Source organism: Lewinella sp. W8 (assembly GCF_004375085.3).
GTDB lineage: Bacteria > Bacteroidota > Bacteroidia > Chitinophagales > Saprospiraceae > Neolewinella.
Map to the genome: position 1 here is coordinate 145,357 of NZ_SNAQ03000014.1, position 16,664 is coordinate 162,020.

Annotated in this window: 14 protein-coding genes; 10 read left to right on the top strand and 4 right to left on the bottom strand. The window is 57.0% G+C overall.

What is annotated here, in order from left to right; all coding sequences use genetic code 11:
- The first annotated feature begins 258 nt into the window (after positions 1 to 258).
- Positions 259 to 1,080 (top strand): formate dehydrogenase accessory sulfurtransferase FdhD, encoded by an 822-nt coding sequence (fdhD, locus tag E1J53_RS15990; RefSeq protein WP_134273375.1) that lies wholly within the window; start codon positions 259 to 261, stop codon positions 1,078 to 1,080.
- A 239-nt stretch (positions 1,081 to 1,319) separates the two neighbouring features.
- On the opposite strand, the gene E1J53_RS15995 is transcribed toward fdhD, so the two are convergent.
- Positions 1,320 to 3,152 carry a multicopper oxidase family protein gene (locus E1J53_RS15995; protein WP_134273376.1) on the bottom strand — a complete coding sequence of 611 codons (1,833 nt, stop codon included), beginning with the start codon at positions 3,150 to 3,152 and terminating at the stop codon, positions 1,320 to 1,322.
- A 486-nt stretch (positions 3,153 to 3,638) separates the two neighbouring features.
- Here E1J53_RS15995 and E1J53_RS16000 point away from each other — a divergent pair, with 486 nt between their 5' ends.
- Entirely contained in the window at positions 3,639 to 4,484 is an 846-nt protein-coding gene (locus tag E1J53_RS16000; protein ID WP_134273409.1) for an alpha/beta hydrolase-fold protein, read from the top strand.
- Positions 4,485 to 4,493: 9 nt separating this feature from the next.
- On the opposite strand, the gene E1J53_RS16005 is transcribed toward E1J53_RS16000, so the two are convergent.
- Genes E1J53_RS16005 through E1J53_RS16015 form a run of 3 tightly spaced genes read right to left on the bottom strand, consistent with a single transcriptional unit; the run spans position 4,494 to position 6,904 of the window.
- Positions 4,494 to 5,132 carry a CoA pyrophosphatase gene (locus E1J53_RS16005; RefSeq protein WP_368671761.1) on the bottom strand — a complete coding sequence of 213 codons (639 nt, stop codon included), beginning with the start codon at positions 5,130 to 5,132 and terminating at the stop codon, positions 4,494 to 4,496.
- Between the two features lie 11 nt (positions 5,133 to 5,143).
- Positions 5,144 to 5,926: a uroporphyrinogen-III synthase gene (locus tag E1J53_RS16010; RefSeq protein ID WP_134273377.1), complete on the bottom strand. Its 783-nt coding sequence runs from the start codon at positions 5,924 to 5,926 to the stop codon at positions 5,144 to 5,146.
- Positions 5,927 to 5,980: 54 nt separating this feature from the next.
- Positions 5,981 to 6,904 (bottom strand): DUF4271 domain-containing protein, encoded by a 924-nt coding sequence (locus tag E1J53_RS16015; protein WP_134273378.1) that lies wholly within the window; start codon positions 6,902 to 6,904, stop codon positions 5,981 to 5,983.
- A gap of 296 nt (positions 6,905 to 7,200) precedes the next feature.
- Between E1J53_RS16015 and E1J53_RS16020 the strand changes: the two genes are divergently transcribed.
- From E1J53_RS16020 to E1J53_RS16055, 8 genes are all read left to right on the top strand, one after another.
- On the top strand, positions 7,201 to 8,514 hold the full coding sequence (locus E1J53_RS16020) for a sensor histidine kinase KdpD (RefSeq protein ID WP_134273379.1): 1,314 nt from the start codon (positions 7,201 to 7,203) through the stop codon (positions 8,512 to 8,514).
- Positions 8,507 to 9,205 (top strand): response regulator transcription factor, encoded by a 699-nt coding sequence (locus E1J53_RS16025; protein WP_134273380.1) that lies wholly within the window; start codon positions 8,507 to 8,509, stop codon positions 9,203 to 9,205. Before E1J53_RS16020 ends, E1J53_RS16025 begins: the two co-directional genes overlap by 8 nt.
- Before the next feature lie 91 nt (positions 9,206 to 9,296).
- Positions 9,297 to 9,767, top strand: a complete 471-nt coding sequence (locus E1J53_RS16030; protein ID WP_134273381.1) for a MarR family winged helix-turn-helix transcriptional regulator — start codon at positions 9,297 to 9,299, stop codon at positions 9,765 to 9,767.
- The gene (locus tag E1J53_RS16035) at positions 9,760 to 10,938 is read left to right on the top strand and encodes an efflux RND transporter periplasmic adaptor subunit (RefSeq protein ID WP_134273382.1); all 1,179 of its coding nucleotides are present in this window, start codon (positions 9,760 to 9,762) and stop codon (positions 10,936 to 10,938) included. Before E1J53_RS16030 ends, E1J53_RS16035 begins: the two co-directional genes overlap by 8 nt.
- Before the next feature lie 9 nt (positions 10,939 to 10,947).
- Positions 10,948 to 14,163 carry an efflux RND transporter permease subunit gene (locus tag E1J53_RS16040; RefSeq protein WP_134273383.1) on the top strand — a complete coding sequence of 1,072 codons (3,216 nt, stop codon included), beginning with the start codon at positions 10,948 to 10,950 and terminating at the stop codon, positions 14,161 to 14,163.
- A gap of 12 nt (positions 14,164 to 14,175) precedes the next feature.
- Positions 14,176 to 14,721, top strand: coding sequence for a 5'(3')-deoxyribonucleotidase (locus E1J53_RS16045; RefSeq protein WP_134273384.1), 546 nt, complete (start codon positions 14,176 to 14,178; stop codon positions 14,719 to 14,721).
- The gene (locus tag E1J53_RS16050; RefSeq protein ID WP_134273385.1) at positions 14,718 to 15,248 is read left to right on the top strand and encodes a GtrA family protein; all 531 of its coding nucleotides are present in this window, start codon (positions 14,718 to 14,720) and stop codon (positions 15,246 to 15,248) included. The genes E1J53_RS16045 and E1J53_RS16050 overlap by 4 nt, the downstream gene beginning before the upstream one ends.
- A 43-nt stretch (positions 15,249 to 15,291) precedes the next feature.
- Entirely contained in the window at positions 15,292 to 16,644 is a 1,353-nt protein-coding gene (locus tag E1J53_RS16055) for a TolC family protein (RefSeq protein WP_173021523.1), read from the top strand.
- Positions 16,645 to 16,664: the final 20 nt, after the last annotated feature.

Below are 16,664 nucleotides of genomic sequence, written 5' to 3' on the forward strand. Positions count from 1 at the left end.
GATGGGTTGCGTATGTGTGAGGGTAAAAATAGCATACACATTTATCATATGTAACAAGTGTAAACACCTGTTTACCCCCGCTTAAACCCCTAATTTGACCCATTTGCAATGTAAAGGGTGTGCAATGAGAGGAGTAGTCATGATCTATAAAAATCAGGTTGCTAGTCTCCATTCCTGAGGGTTAAGGATTACGAACGCCCAAAGTCCAATCGTAAAAATCAAATTGGAGTCCGGTAAGCGGAATAGTAACTTGGCGGGATGAACCACCCCACCGGCCTTGCGCCAATTCACGTACACGTTTTCTCTCCCGGTGGCCGGACGGAAAAGCCCGATGACCTCGCCATCGAAGAGCCGCTGGACATCCGGCTGGGCACGCCGGACACCAAGGCGCGTTCGGTGGCCATCACGATGCGGACGCCCGGTGCCGACGACCAGCTGGCCCGGGGATTCCTCTTCACCGAAGGGATTATTCCCGTAGCGCTTCCCCTAAGCATTACTGCCGACAAAGAAAACGTGGTTACCGTGACCTGCCCGGCCGGACACGCCATCGACTGGCAAAAACTCCAACGACACTCCTATACCTCCAGCAGCTGTGGCGTTTGCGGGAAAACTTCCCTGGAGCAGGTTTTCAATGCCCTTCCCTTCGGCACCCTGCCCGGGCGGTGGCAGGTCCCCTTTGACCTGATCGGGCAGTTACCGGAAAGGCTCCGGGAAGCCCAGGTGCTCTTTCACCGGACGGGAGGCATCCACGCCGCCGGTCTCTTTTCCGCATCGGGGGCCCTCCTTCACCTGGCCGAGGACGTCGGTCGCCATAATGCGCTGGATAAACTGATCGGGCACTGCCACGCTGCGGGACTACTCCCTTTGGACAAACACGTGCTGGTACTCAGTGGTCGGGCGAGCTTCGAGCTGGTCCAGAAAGCCGCCATGGCGGGAATTGCCTTCGTCGTGGCGGTGGGGGCTCCGTCCAGTCTGGCCGTCGCGTTGGCCGAAGATCAGGGAATGACGCTCTGTGGGTTTACCCGGCGGGATCGGGTGAATTGCTATGCGGGCGTGGAGCGGGTGAGGGGAAGTAATTAGTCTGTTGGTCCGTTAGTAATTTAGTCTGTTGGTATTTTAGTTTGTTGGTTCGTTGGTTTTTTGGGGCGTTGCTGGTCGGGTGACCGGTACCCTTAAACCTGGCCAATTATCCGACGCGATGTCGGTGGAGGCGTTCATCCAGAAAAAAAAGCGTCAGCCATTCATCATGCCCGTTGCGGTGGGGATAATGAATGACTGACGCTTACAAGTTGTGGCCGCGCGAGAACGTTCGTTCCGGTCTACTTGATGAGTACGCGGCTAACGCCGCGGCCCTCGGCGGTTTGCCAATCCATGATCAGCATTCCCGACGGTAATCCATCGGTGCTGAGTTCGATGGCTCCGTCAAATCCCGGTAGCCGCAGTTCCTTGACCAGCCGGCCATTCATATCGATGAACTTCAGGGTACTTTCGCGAGCGGTGGTACCGTCTAGGTAAAGGACCTCCCGGGCGGGATTAGGGAATACATCCATGCGGATGGTGGATAATTCATTGTCGCGAATGGAGGTGGGGTTACCGTTACCGATCCCGTTCCAAACGACGAACTGCCCCATCATACCGTTGTCTTCGTGGGGGAGAATGTGACAGTGATACATATACGAGCTGTCGGGCGCTACCTGGGTTCCGAAATCCGGGAAGGAAGCGATGTAGGTCAGTTTCCAGCCGGGCTGCACGAGGACGTTGTCCTTAGGCCCGCCGAAAATTTCCGGGTAATTATTGGGGTTAAGCGCATTGCCGCCAGCATCAATAATTTCCGTTACCCAGAAATGCGTATCGTGAATGTGCCAGGGATGCCCCCGGTTGGTCGTATTGTCGATGGTCCACAGTTCCGTACTGTCAACCTTTACCACGTCGTTAACGACCATCATGTCCATCAGGGTGCTGTCGATGTTGAACAGTGGGGTGGTGCTCACGTCGAATAGGTCCCGGCGGAAAGTCTTCGTGCGGGAGCGGGTCACCGCCGACATGGGTGGCTCTTCCGAAGGATGTAGGTTTAGGGGAAAAGCGATGATGGGACTAATTGGCGCATCGTCTTCTTTAACGACAATCTTCAGCAGGTTACGATTCTGGGCGTATCCGTTGGTCAGGGTACTATTCCCAATAATTCCGGCGGGAATACCGTCTACGCCGTTTTCGATAAAGAGCTCCGTCCCCACCGCAAGCCCCCGCAGGTCAATCAAAAATTCCGTCCGTTCTCCGGGAGACATCAGGATGCTGTCCAGTTGATACGTCCGGGTGGTGTAGCCGGCATCCGTTGCGATCAGATGCGCGGGGTAGCGGTTTCCGTTGGCGTCCTTAACCTTAAAGTTGAAGGAGAATTTTCCGTCACCATTGAGCAGCCGCAGGCGGATCATGCTGGCCGGCGCCCGTAAGACGGGATCGACGATTCCGTTGACCATGTAATAGTAGCCGTTCTTGAAACCATCATCGGCCTGAATCACGATGGCGCCACTGTCATCCCGCTTAAACTTCTTGGTCTGAAAAATCAGGGGGAAGTCGTTGACGCCATAATCAACGGGCATGAACCGATGTATCTGACTAAGGATTGGATCGTCCTGGCCGTCCACGGGATCCTCTACGATAATCATCCCCGACAAACCCATCTGCACGTGTTTGTAGGTAAGGCCCATCGCGTGGGGATGGTACCACATGGTAGCGGACTTATCCAACACCTTAAAGAAAGGGTTCCAGGTATCACCGGGCTGAATCCGCTGGTGGGGGCCACCATCGGCAAACTGGGGCACGTGGGCCCCGTGCCAATGACAGGTGGTGACTTCCGAAAGGTTATTGGTCACGCTTGGCGTCAGGTCCTTCAGGTAGCCCCAGGTCAACGTTGGGCCGAGAATGGTGGTGGTGCCGGGATTGTTCGCATCCTCAAAGGCGAAAGTCCGTACCATCGTATTCAGGGTGTCCGTACCATTGGGGTTGAAGTTGTGCTGCGTTTCAATGGCGTTCAGGTGGTAGTTGTCGTCGTTGATCAGTGGAGGGATCAGGATTTCATTGACGAACTCCTGGGCCTGCAGGCCAGTCCCGTAGAGGAGCACGAGGAAGAAAGTTAGGTAGGTGAGTTTCATGTAAGTGAGTTGATATGGGGCCTACTCTGTTCAGGATTTTCGGCGTCCTCCTGGTCATCCCTCCTAAGTCGATAAAAACCTAAAGTGTGGTTCTTCAGCAGAAGGATCTTTGTTTTGAAGCTTCACATAAAATAAGGCACTGCCATCCAATGAGGCAGACAATGCCAATAAATCAGGTAAATATACCTGGGACGATTAGGTGTAATCGCCACTACTTAATCTGACGGTCAGTCCCAAGGTCGTTGATCCGTTAGCTTTTCGGTTCCCTGGTCTTTTGATATTTTAGGGCGATGCGTAACTGAGGATTGGACCGATGGTCGCTCCAAAAACCGTTACTTCATTTTTTCTTCTTCCTTCTGAATCCATTTCACTATGCTCCTAACCTCAATCCATGGCACCAGTCCCGGTTGCACCGAGGATTTCATTGCATTCCACGCTCCGTCGCCCCAATTTACTTCTCGATCCTACCTGCGGTTGCTGTGCCTGATGGTGGCCATCGTTTTCCTTTTCCCCAATCGATCGGCGGCCCAGTCGGGCTACGTGAACGATAACCTGAACGTCAAGAGCGAGATTCTGGAGATGGAGCGCAAATTTGCCGTCTACCTACCCCCGGGTTACGACAAGTCGGACCGCAGCTATCCGGTGCTGTATCTCCTGCACGGTTACGGCGACGATCAGACCGGCTGGGTACAATTCGGGGAGGTGGCGCACATCACCGACCGGGCGATCCGGAAGGGAACGGCCACGGCCATGATCATCGTGATGCCGGACGCCAACACCGGGCGCATCGGGTACTTCAACAGTCCGGACGGTACCTGGCGCTACGAAGATTTTTTCTTTGAGGAACTGATGCCGGAGGTGGAGAAACGGTACCGGATCAAATCCGGCAAGCGCTACCGGGCCATCGCCGGGCTTTCCATGGGGGGTGGGGGCACCTTCGCCTATGCCCTGCACCGCCCCGACCTGTTTTCCTCGGCCTGCCCGCTCAGCGCCTGGGCCGGTGGCATGAGCGTGGAAGAGGTGAAGGCCCGCTACGCCCGGGAAGACCTCAATTACACCGACGAGCAACTTCAGCGGCACTACGAAAACTACAACTTCGTGGAACTGGTCAAGCAGGGCGAGGTGGACAAGATGAAGTCCGTCCGCTGGTACATTGATTGCGGTGATGACGACTTCCTCTACACCGAAAACAGTATGGTCCACCTGGCCATGCGGCAACGGGAAATTCCCCACGAATACCGGGTGCGGGATGGGGCCCACAACTGGACCTACTGGCGGGAAGCCCTTCCGGAGGTACTGGCCTTCGTCAGCCAGGCTTTCCATCAGTACTGAGCGAGAAAATTACTGCTCCAGCAGGGCCAGCATCTCGGCGACCATCATGGCGGTTGCCCCCCAGATGGCCTCTTCTTTGACGATCCAGTGGGGGACTTTGGTGAGCCGGAGCCCCCCCATCAGTTCCTTGTCCCGGAGTTGCCGGGCGGAGGGGTGAAGGAAGTCCTGCAGGGGCAGTTCCAGGGTGCGGGCAACTTCGGTTTCCTGCACCTTGAACTCCGGCCGTTCGGGCCGGAAACCCACGTAGGGATGCACGAGGAAGTTACTGACGGGAATATAAAGGTCGGATAGCCCGCCGAGCAATTCGACGCTATCGCGGAAAACGCCAACTTCCTCCTCCGTTTCCCGCAGTGCCGTTTCGGCGGGGGAATTGTCGGCGGGTTCGGCGGATCCTCCGGGGAAGGAGATTTGTCCGGCGTGGCGATCGTTGGCCGGGCTCGTCCGTTGGATGAAGAGCAGGTGGAGGCGAGCCTCGATGGGATACAGCAGCGCCAGCACCCCGGCCCGGCGGGCGTCCGCGGGCGCGGCGCCGTAATTTTGGCGCAACTGGTGGGCCATGCGGTATTGCGCTTCGGCACCGGGCAGCTGGCCTTCGGCCAGTCGGTTACGCAATCGGTCAAGTACCCTTTCTTCTTCGGAGATCAGCACGGGGGTACTTCCTACTTGTTCGAAATTTTCATGTAGTTATCGAGCGCCATTTCCATGGAGGGCACCTCCGGCGGATTCGGAGCGATGTTCACCGTCAGGCCACGTTCTTCGCAGGCCTTGGTGGTTTTCCGGCCGGCCACGGCCAGTCGGGTTTCCAGCTGCTTGAAGTCGGGGAAGTTCTCGTAAAGAGAATCGATGCCGAGGGGGGAGTAAAAGATAAGTACGTCGTAGAAAACGTCTTCGAGGTCACTCAGGTCGGCGGCTACGGTACGGTACATGAGGGCCGGCTGCCAGTCGAAGTTGTTTTCCGTCAGGTAGTTGGACACAAATTCCGACCCGAGGTTACTACAGGGGAGCAGGAATTTTTCCTTGCTGCGGTGCTTCTTCAGGGTGGGAGCCAGGTCCTGGATGGTCCGCTGACCAAAGAACACCTTCCGCTTCCGGTACACGATAAATTTCTGCAGGTAGTTGGCGGTAGCCTCCGTCATGCAGTAGTATTTCGTGTCCTGACTCATCTCAATCCGCATGGCTTTGCACAGGCGGAAAAAGTGCTCGATGGCGAGCTTTGAGGTGAAGATGATGGCCGAAAATTCGTCGGGGCGGACCCGCTCCTTGCGGAATTCTTTTTCGGTAAGTCCCTTCACTTCAATGAAGGGGCGCCAGTCAATCTGGAGATCGTACTTCTTTTCCAGTCGTGCGAAGGGGCTACGCTCTGGTTGGGGTTGGGACACTAGAATAGTGCGAACGGGTTTGTACATTTCTTCCTTGTTCTGACGATCAGCGGCCGTGCTCATAGGTTGCGTCGCTCTTTGTTGTACAGAGGTTTGCCAGCCGAATTTCCCGATTTATCAGGCAACGAGTTGATCGCTTAAATACCGGTAAATCAGCAGCAAAGGGGCTATTTCGATGGCGCAAATATACAATAAAATATGCACCGGCCTTGATCCGATGAGGCGACTGGCGATAAATCCACCACGAAGTAAATGCAGGAGATAGATTAGGGAAAACAAGATTACACCGCTGTAAAGAAAGGTCATCCGCCACTCCGGCAAAGCGTAACTGGCCAGCAAGTTGACGGGCATAATGAAGAGACCCGCGAGGATGGAAAACACCATCAGCACGAAGGCATATCGGGAGACTTCCTTGCGTACGGGAAAGACCCGTGCGTAGAAGAAAAGCACCCAGTGTTTCAGCCCTACGGCGGCGGCAATACCCAGGGCGTAGGTCAGCCAGCTGCCCCAGATACCCTGTCCGATACTGATGTCGTGGTTGAGCGCAAACAGGTGGATATAGTGTCCGCCGGCAAGAAAGAAGAAGATGTAACACATCCACAGGGCACCGAGCTGCCCGCCCGAACGACGGGTGTAGAGCTGGGTCATGATGCCGTCGTTGACCGTGGCCGCCAGACACTGCCGCAGCAGGCCACCGAAAAGTAACCACAAACTGGCCGCCAGCACCCAGAGCAGGATGTGAATGGCCAGCATACTGCCCTTGCCGACGTTGGGGTCCGTAGCACTGATGATGGTGGGAGTTTCTTCCCGGGTCGCGCCCGGGGCGACGGTGCGTTCTGCGTCGCGGATGGCCGCTGGTTTGGCCGAAATGGCGATGCCCGCATCGGGGTAAATATCGAAAGGATTACCGGTAATTCCCGAAGCTTCCTGGGTCCGCTCACTCGCGGGCAGCCGATCAATGAGCTCAAAGGGGTTATTGCGCTCCTGCGCGGTCAGCGCCAGCGTGCCCAAAAACAGCCCGATGAAAAGCAGATTTTTCAAAAGCTCTTGATTCCAGTTTTTCAAAGATAGGGCATACGGGGATAGGACGGAAAGAATTGAGGAACAGGACGGTATTCCTCCGGAAATTAGGAAGTAACGGCGATGGCCTGAGTTCCGCAGCGTTCGTTGGGGGCGACGGTGCGCGGGTGCCGGGCTGTTCCCAAAAGTGAGCCGTGAAGGTTGGTCCACCGTGGTAATCCCTCGCCTTTTCCGCGGTTAATGCGTTGTTAATGGGAGATTATGTACCCATTCACCCCGTTTTTCGTTCAATATTTACCCTAACACTCCGGCGAACCATGCACCAGCGCGTCATTCGGCAGGTTATCGTTCTTGGGCTCGTGGCCATCTTTGGCATCGTGGGCATGCAGACCTATTGGGTAGCAACGACCTGGAACCTCAACGACACCGAGTTCAGCCAGAAGGTCCAGCTGGCCCTGTATGAAGTCGCCCGCCAGCTTGCCGACGCCAACGAGAGCGATCTGCCCAGCCGCGACATCGTCCGGCAGCGCACCAGCAATTACTTCATCGTCAACATTGAAAGTGAGATCAATGCCGCACGGCTGGAAGCCATCATGCAGCAGGAGCTGATCCGACTCGGTCTGGACATCCCCTTTGAGTACGCCATCTTTGACTGCACGTCCGACCAAATGGCCTACGGGGGCTACTGCCAGGCCACCACCGACGTAAGCACCGTCGTCAACCCACCCACGGAGGGCTATCTGCCGCCAGACGAAAACCTCCTGTACTATTTCGGCGTCAAATTCCCCACCCGCACGGGTTACATCTGGCAGAAAATGCAGTTGGTGGTCTTTCTCTCCGTCATCCTGTTGGTCACGGTGGCCTTCTTCGCCTACAGTCTGATCATCATCCTGCGGCAGCGGCGGCTGGCAACGATGCAAAAGGATTTCATCGACAACATGACGCATGAATTCAAGACGCCCCTGTCCACCATCCGGATTGCGGCCAGCGTCTTCATGCGGGACGATAACGTCCAGAAAGACCGACGGCTCACCCGCTACGCCCGGCTCATTCACGAGCAGTACGAGCGGCTGAACAAGCAGGTCGAGAAGGTGCTGCAAATCAGCAAGATTGAACGGGGAAACTTTGAAATCAAGAAGGAGCGGGTGGACCTCAACGCCATTTTCCCGCCCATCATCAGCAGCGCCCAGGCCCGGGTGGAAGATGCTGGCGGAGAATTGGCCGTGGAATTCCCGGAAAGTGCCCTGACCGTACTGGCCGACCCCCTGCATCTCTCCAACATCCTGTACAACCTCCTCGACAATGCCATCAAATACAGTGGTCAGGCTCCTAACATTCGGGTAAGTGGAACCGTCGTCGGGCGTACCTTCGTGATTTCCGTGGCGGACCGAGGGCCGGGGATTGCCCCCGAGCACCAGGAAAAACTCTTCGAAAAATTTTATCGGATTCCCACCGGCGACGTACACGACGTCAAGGGATTCGGCCTTGGCCTTTACTACGTTGCCCACATCTGCCGTTCCCACGGCTGGCCCATCAAAGTAGAAAGCAAGCTTGGCCAGGGGACTATCTTTACCATCCGCATCCCATTATTATCCGTGACGAAAGTCGCTACGCCCGCCCGACATGAGTAAAGCCAAGCTGCTGTACGTAGAGGATGACGAAAGCCTGAGCTTCGTCACCCGCGACAACCTGGAATTGAGTGACTTTTCCGTCCACCATTGTCCGGACGGACAGACGGCCCTGGACTGCATCGAGAAAAAGCCCTTCGAATTTGACCTGTGTCTGCTGGACGTGATGCTCCCCGGAGTCGATGGCTTCGAGTTGGCCCGGCGCATCCGTGAGAAAAACCGCGACGTTCCCATTCTCTTCCTTACGGCGAAGAGCCTCAAGGAAGATCGCCTGCACGGCCTCCGCATCGGGGCGGACGACTATATCACCAAGCCCTTCAGTATCGAAGAGCTGATCCTGAAAATTGAGGTCTTCCTGCGCCGGAACCGCGTCCGGCCCTCGGGGCCGGAGTTCGACCCCGGGCGCATCGGTCACTACACCTTTGATCCCGATAAACTGCTCCTGCAGTACCGCGACGAAGCGCCAAAGCGCCTCACCCGGCGAGAAGCCGAACTGTTGGCCTTTCTCAATTCCCGGCGGGATCAGGTCGTCGAACGGGGAGACATTCTCGAGAAAATCTGGGGGGAAAATGACTACTTCCTTGGCCGGAGCCTGGACGTTTTCATCAGCCGACTCAGGAAATACCTCAAACAAGACGAAAACATCAGCATTGAGAATATTCACGGGGTCGGTTTTTCCCTAACGCTGAAGTGATTCCCTCCAAAATGCATGTTGCTACAAATAACCCGTGATTTCCTGAACACTTTTCTGACCCAGGACGTTTTTCGTTGCAAACGCAACTAACTTGCGCGCGTACGACCCCCACAATAACCTCATTTACCTCACCAATCGCGTTGCCCGGCAGCTCTCCAACCTACTGCTCTCGCGGATGGATCACGAAGGCTACCTTCCCCAGGGTTCGCACCTGGGTATCCTCGCGGACCTGGTCATCAAGGATGGCCCCCGGCAGCAGGATCTGGCACTTTCTGCCATCATCGACAAGGCTACCGTAGCCCGTGCGATCGGCAACCTGGAACGGGAGGAAATGATTCGCCGCACGGTGGACCCCGAAGACCGTCGGCAAAAGCGCATTTACATCACCGAGCGGGGACGGGATTTATGGCGCCAAGCCCGGGACTTCAGTCAGCAAACCATCGCCATCGCCCGCCGGGGTGTATCGGAAGAAGAATTACTGACCTGTACCCGCGTCCTGCAACGCATGTACCACAACCTTAACGAGCAGATTACCCAGCCCCAAAATTTGTCCAATGAGTAATAAGAATTTACAACGAATCCTCGTAGCCCTGATCGGGATCGTCATCCTGGCCGGAGGGTACTTCGGCATGAAGTACCTGCAGGGCATGAAGCAGGATACGCCCCAGAAGGAAATCCCGAAGCGCATCAAAACGGTGGAAACCCAGGCGGTTGTCAACGCCAATATCGCCACCGAACTGGAAGTGCAGGGTCGGCTGGAGGCCTACAATAAAATCGCCCTGTTCAGCGAAGTCGGTGGCACCGTAGAGGCCACGGGACGCCCCTTCAAGAAGGGGGTTTACTTCAAGAAAGGGGAAGTACTGCTGCGCATGGACGATGACGAGGCGCGACTGAACCTGCAGGCCCAGAAGGCTTCTTTGCTCAACGCCATCGCCACCCTCATGCCGGACCTGAAGATCGACTACCCGGAAAGCTTCCCGGCCTGGGAAGAATATCTCAGTGGCTATAGCGTCGACGGCGCCCTACCGGCGCTACCCACCCCCGTCAACCAGCGGGAAAAACTCTTCATTGCCGGAAGGAATCTGTACAGCCAGTACTACAGCATCAAGAGCCTGGAAGAACGTCTGAGTAAGTACACCTTGCGTGCACCCATCTCTGGCGTTCTGACCTCCACGGCAATCGACGAGGGTGCCGTGGTCCGGGCCGGGCAGCAGCTCGGCGAACTGATGGCCACCAACTACTACGAACTGGTCGCTACGGTCCCCCTTTCCCAGCTGGAATACCTCAAGCCCGGGGGTAAAGTTGAACTGTACAGTGAAGACGTCAACGGGAGCTGGACGGGTAGCGTAAAGCGCATCAGTGACCAGATTGATCCGGGGTCACAGACCGTGGATGTATTCATCGGGGTAAGTGGCAAGGGACTGCGGGAAGGCATGTACCTACGCGGCGCAGCGGACGCCAAGACCATCGAAAACGTGGTGGAGATTGACCGCGACCTCCTCCTCAACGAGCAGGAGGTTTACGTTGTGGAAAACGATACGCTCCTGCGCCTTTTCCCCGTGACGGTAGAGAAATTCAACCGCAGCACGGTCATCATCAGTGGCCTGCCCAACAACACCCAGTTACTGGTAAGTGAAGTAGCCGGCGCCTTTGACGGCATGCGCGTCAACCGTAAGGACTCCAACACTTCCCAGGCGTCCACCAGTGCTTCCGCTCAACCCGTTTCTAAATAAGCTACCACCATGAGAGGATTCATTGCCTATTTTGTCAAATACCCGGTGGCGGCTAACCTGATTATGGTTGGTCTATTCATCCTGGGGCTCGTTTCTCTGAGTCAGATGAAGGCCACCTTTTTTCCCGAGTTTCCCAGCCGCACCATCAGCATTCAGGTGATTTACCCCGGAGCCAGTCCGGAAGAAGTAGAAGAGGGAATCATCAACAAGATTGAAGAAAACCTCAAGGGGCTTACCGGCATCGAACGCTACACCAGCGTTAGTTCCGAAAACTCCGGAAGGATCACCGTCGAGGTGCTCAAAAATTACGATACCGACCTGATCCTTCAGGACGTCAAAAACGAAGTTGACCGCATCAACAGCTTCCCCGTGGGGATGGAACCCCCGGTAATCTACAAACAGGAACAGCTGGGCCGGGCCATCAGCTTTGCGCTGTCGGGAGATGGGGTAAGCCTGTCCGCCCTGAAGCAGGCCGCCCGCCAGGTGGAAGACGACCTGCTGGCCATCGATGGACTGTCCAAGGTGGAGCTTTCCGGCTTCCCGGACGAGGAGATTGAGATTGCGTTTCGCGAAGCGGACCTCCAGGCCTACGGCCTGACTTTTCAGGACGCCGCCGATGCCGTACGCCGCACCAACGTCGACGTTACCGGCGGTACCGTTAAGGGCAAGGACGAAGAACTCCTGCTGCGGGCCCGCAACAAGGAATACTACGCCGATGGCCTGCGGGACATCGTGGTGAAAACCACCGCCTCCGGCGGGGTGGTCCGACTTTACCAGGTAGCCACCGTGCGGGATCGCTGGGCGGACCAGCCCAACCGGGCCTTCCTCGACGGCTCCCCCTCTGTGGCAGTGAACGTGCAGAATACGCTCGAGGAAGACATGCTCTACATTACCGATCAGGTAAAGGAGTACATCGAGCAATTCAACGCCGAGAACACCAACATCCAGGCCAGCGTCGTCAGCGACGCCAGCGTTACCCTCCGGCAACGGATCAATACGCTGCAGACGAACGGCATTCAGGGTTTCCTGATCGTCTGTCTGCTGCTGGCCGTCTTCCTGCACTGGCGACTGGCCTTCTGGGTGGCCCTGTCCATTCCCATCAGTTTTGCCGGGATGTTCATCATCGCCAACGCCCTGGACGTCACCCTTAACGTCATCAGCCTCTTCGGCATGATTCTCGTGATCGGTATCCTGGTGGATGACGGCATCGTCATCGGGGAAAATATCTACAGTTATCACGAGAAGGGGATGCCGCGCATCAGGGCCGCCATTGAGGGCACCCAGAACGTGCTCGGCGCCGTATTTGCGGCCATCATCACCACGGTCATCGCCTTTTGCAGCTTCTTCTTCATCGACGGAACGCTGGGCGATTTCTTCCGGGAAATGGCCATGGTGGTCATCTTTTCGCTGGTCTTCTCGCTGGTGGAAGGTGCCATCATCCTGCCCACCCACGTGGCGCACTCCAAAGCTCTGGACGCCGACGCCAAACCCAACTGGGTGCAACGGCAGTTCGACAACCTAATGAACTTCCTCCGCGACCGCCTCTACGGCCCCGTACTGGCCTGGACGATGAAGTACAAGTTCATCTCCCTCTCCCTGTGTATTGCCATTCTGTTTCTCAGCCTCGGCATGGTCCAGGGAGGCTTCGTGAAAACGACCTTCTTCCCCATCATCGAAGGAGACGACATCAGCGTCACCCTTCAGCTCCCCGCCGGCACGCCGGAAAACAAGACCAAGGAGATCCTTGATCAGATTGCCCGCGGCGCCGAGGCCGTCAATGAGCGGATGAGCGCCGAGGCCTTCGACGGTCAGCGCGACCTGATCGAAAGAGTAGAAGTGAAAGTAGGCCCCACCACCTATCAGGGTACCGTCAACATCGCCCTGCTGCCCGGAGAAGAGCGGGGTGACGTTGCCCTGCGTAGCGTAACGAATGCCGTGCGCCAGGAGGTAGGGCCCATCGATGAGGCCGAAATCATCTCCTACGGCGCCCGCTCGTTCTTCGGAAAACCCGTCAGCGTCAGCCTCGTGGGCAGCAACATCAACGAACTAGAGCAAGCCACCCAGGAACTCAAAACGGAACTGGAGCAACTCTCCGACCTGACGGACGTCGTAGACAATAACCAGGAGGGTCTGCGCGAAATCAACATCTCCCTCAAGGAGAAAGCCCGTTACCTCGGACTGGACCTCCAGGACATCGTAGGGCAGGTGCGTTCGGCCTTCTTCGGTAGCGAAGCCCAGCGGCTCCAGCGGGGAGAAGACGAAGTGCGGGTGTGGTTGCGCTACGGCGAAGACAGTCGCCGCAGTGTAGCGGACCTGCAGTCCATGCGCATCCGTCTGCCGGACGGCTCCGAATATCCGCTCTCGGAGATCGTGCAGCTCGAGCCCCAGCGGGGCGTGATCGCCATCAACCACGTGGACGGAAAGCGGGAAGTCAAGGTGGAAGCCGACGTCTCCAATAATGCCGTTTCGGTAACCGACGTCAACGCCAAGGTGCAGGAAGAAATCCTCCCGGCCGTACTCAGTCGCTACCCCGGCGTTTCCACCGTTACCGACGGTCAGGTGAGAAACCAGCAAAAAACCGCGGCCTCCGGTGCCCTAGTAATTCCGGTTGTGCTCGCTCTGATGTTCTTCGTGGTCGCCATCACCTTCCGGTCCATCGGTCAGACCCTGGTGCTGTTCTCCCTCATTCCCTTCGGCATGATCGGAGTGGTCTTCGGACACTGGCTCATGGGTAAGCCCATTTCCCTGTTTTCCGCCCTGGGCATCATCGCACTGGTGGGCATCATCGTGAACGACGGCCTCGTTTTCGTGGCCAAATACAACGACAACATCCGCCAGGGGATGAACATGATGGAGGCCCTGCAGGACGCGGGCAGAAGTCGTTTCCGCCCGATCTTGCTCACCTCCGTAACCACCTTTGCCGGACTGGCTCCCCTGCTGCTCGAAAAGAGCCGGCAGGCGCAGTTCCTGATCCCCATGGCCATTTCGGTTGCCTTCGGGTTGCTGGCGGTTACCCTGGTGCTGCTGATTCTGCTGCCGGCCCTGCTGGTACTGCTGAACCGTTTCCGCCGCCTCATGGCCAACGCCCGCTACGGCACCTGGCCAGACTACCGCGAGGTGGAGCCCGCCTACAAGCAGATGGGCTTCGGAGACGGTGTCGATCCGGAACGCCCGATCGGCATTCGTCCGCACGAAGACGTAGAAGAACAGGAACCCGCAGAATAACCGACCAGTCGCATGAAACGTATCTGTATCGACATGGACGAGGTGCTCGCCGATACCTACGCCAAGTTCGAGGACATTTATGCCGAGCGCTTTGGCCGGCGGTTGCAACCCGAGGACTACCGGGGCATGAAAATCTATGACCTTCCCGGAGCGGCGGACATCCGTAACGCGATGTACGAACCCGGCTTTTTTCGGGACTTGCCGGTCATGGAACATGCCCGGGAGGTGGCCGAGGAACTCTACGCCAATTACGAGGTATTCATTACCACGGCGGCCACGGAGTTCAAGCACAGCCTGATCGATAAATGGGAATGGTTGCACGAGCATCTGCCCTTCATCCATCACCACCGGATCGTCTTGTGCGGCGATAAACGCATCGTACACGGTGACTTCATGATCGACGACAAAGTCCGGAACCTGTCCGGATTCAACGGTACCGGACTGTTGTTTACCGCCAGCCATAACGTCAACGACGAAGGCTATTACCGGGTGAACAACTGGCTGGAAGTGCGGGACTACTTCCGCCGCGAACGCAACGATCACCAAGGACTGGCATGATGCAATCGCTCTGGGCATTTATCCGGGAAAAAATTCCCTTTGCCATGACCGGGCTGGTGGCTACCGGCATCAACTACGGCATGTACCTCTTCCTGGTTGACCGGGTATTGCCGCCGGGCCCGGCCACGGTAGTGGCCTATTCGAGCAGCGTCATCCTGAATTTTTTTCTCCAGCGCTACTTCGTTTTTGAGCTGCGGCGATCCCTGCGCAGTGCCTTCGTCCTGAGCATGGGCGTCAGCGTTGTGGGACTGTTTCTGGACTGGCTCATCGTGGTCGGCCTGCACCGGTTCCCGCTGTTCGGCGACCAGGAATGGATCATCAAACTCGTAGCCACCGGCATCGTCTTTTTCTATAATTTTTACGCCAAACGCAGGGTATTCGAGGGGCCCAGAAGGGCTATAGTAGATGGCGGGCGACGGCGCGCAGGTGCCGGGTCCGGCCCCAAAGCAGCGTCTTCCCCCGAAACGCTCGACGACCATCTCCTCTCCCCTCCGGATGGCGATACTACCCAAAAAACTCAGGCGTAGCCCGGGCACCCCACCGGCCTACCCGTTAAAAGTAATGACAAGCATGCGAATCACTCTACTTTGCGCCCTCGCCATATTTCTTGGCACCAGCGTCCTCGCCCAATCCGGTCCCGACCTCAGCCTCAGTGACGCCATTCAGCTCGGCCTGAAAAACAATTACCAAATCCGGCTGGCCGCGAACGACCTGGAGGTCGCCCGCAGCAACGATGACTACGCCCTGACGGGTAAACGGCCCACCATCACCCTGGGGCTGAGCCCCGGTGTGAGTTACCGCAACAACACCAACCCCGCCAGTATCGTCAGCCAAAGCTCCACCTTCTCCTACAACGTATCTCCCAACGCCAACCTCAACTGGACCCTGTTCAATGGCGGCCGGGTTGAAATCGCCAAGGATCAGCTGAGCACACTGGCGGACCTGAGCGCCGGACAGCTGCAACTCCAGGTGGAGAACTCCATCCAGTCCATCATCCAGGCCTACTACAATGCCGTCGTGCAACGGGAGCAGGTGGACGTCCTGCAGCGGGTGCTGGACCTCAGCCGGGATCAGATTGAATACCAGGAAGTCCGCCAGGAATTCGGTCAGGGTGGCAGCTTCGACGAGCTGCAGGCCCGGGACGCTTACCTCACCGATTCTACCTCTCTGGTCGTGCAGGAAACCACCTACCGCAACGCACTACGCAACCTGCTGCAGCTCATGGGCGAAGAAGACCTCAGCCAAGACTTCAACCTCACCACCGAACTCACCTTCACCCCCGAGGCCTACGACCGCCAGGCACTCGAGGATCAGATGCAACGCACGAATAGTCAGTTGCGCAACCTTCAGATCAACCGCGAACTGGCCCGCATCAACACCCAGCTGATCGAGACCGAATACAAGCCAACGGTGAGTATCAACGCCGGTGCTGCCTACGACATAAACATACAGACCGGGTCCCAAACCTTTGATTTCGGCGGTGACCAACCCACCCGCGAACAGGAACTCCCCGGCGTAGCAGCACGGACCCTATCGGGCAACCTCGGCATTCAGGCTAATTACCTTCTCTTTGACGGCGGCGCCCGTAACGTACGCACCCAAACGGCCAAGCTCCAGGAAATTACGGCCCAGCTCAACTATCAGAGTACCCAACAGCAACTGAGTGCGGCCCTGCAGAACAGCCTCCAACTCTACGAAAATCAGGTCCAGATCGTACGCATCACCGAAGAGCTCATCAACAACGCCGAACAGAACCTGACGGTGGCCGAAGAACGGTTCCGCGGCGGACGCATCAACAGCTTTGATTACCGGGCCATTCAGGTTAACTACATCAACGCCCAGTTTCGCCTGCTCAACGCACTGCTCAATTTGAAGAATACCGAGACGGAGCTGCTACGACTGACGGGGCAGATTGTGGACTAGTTCCTGGTTGCTAATTGCTG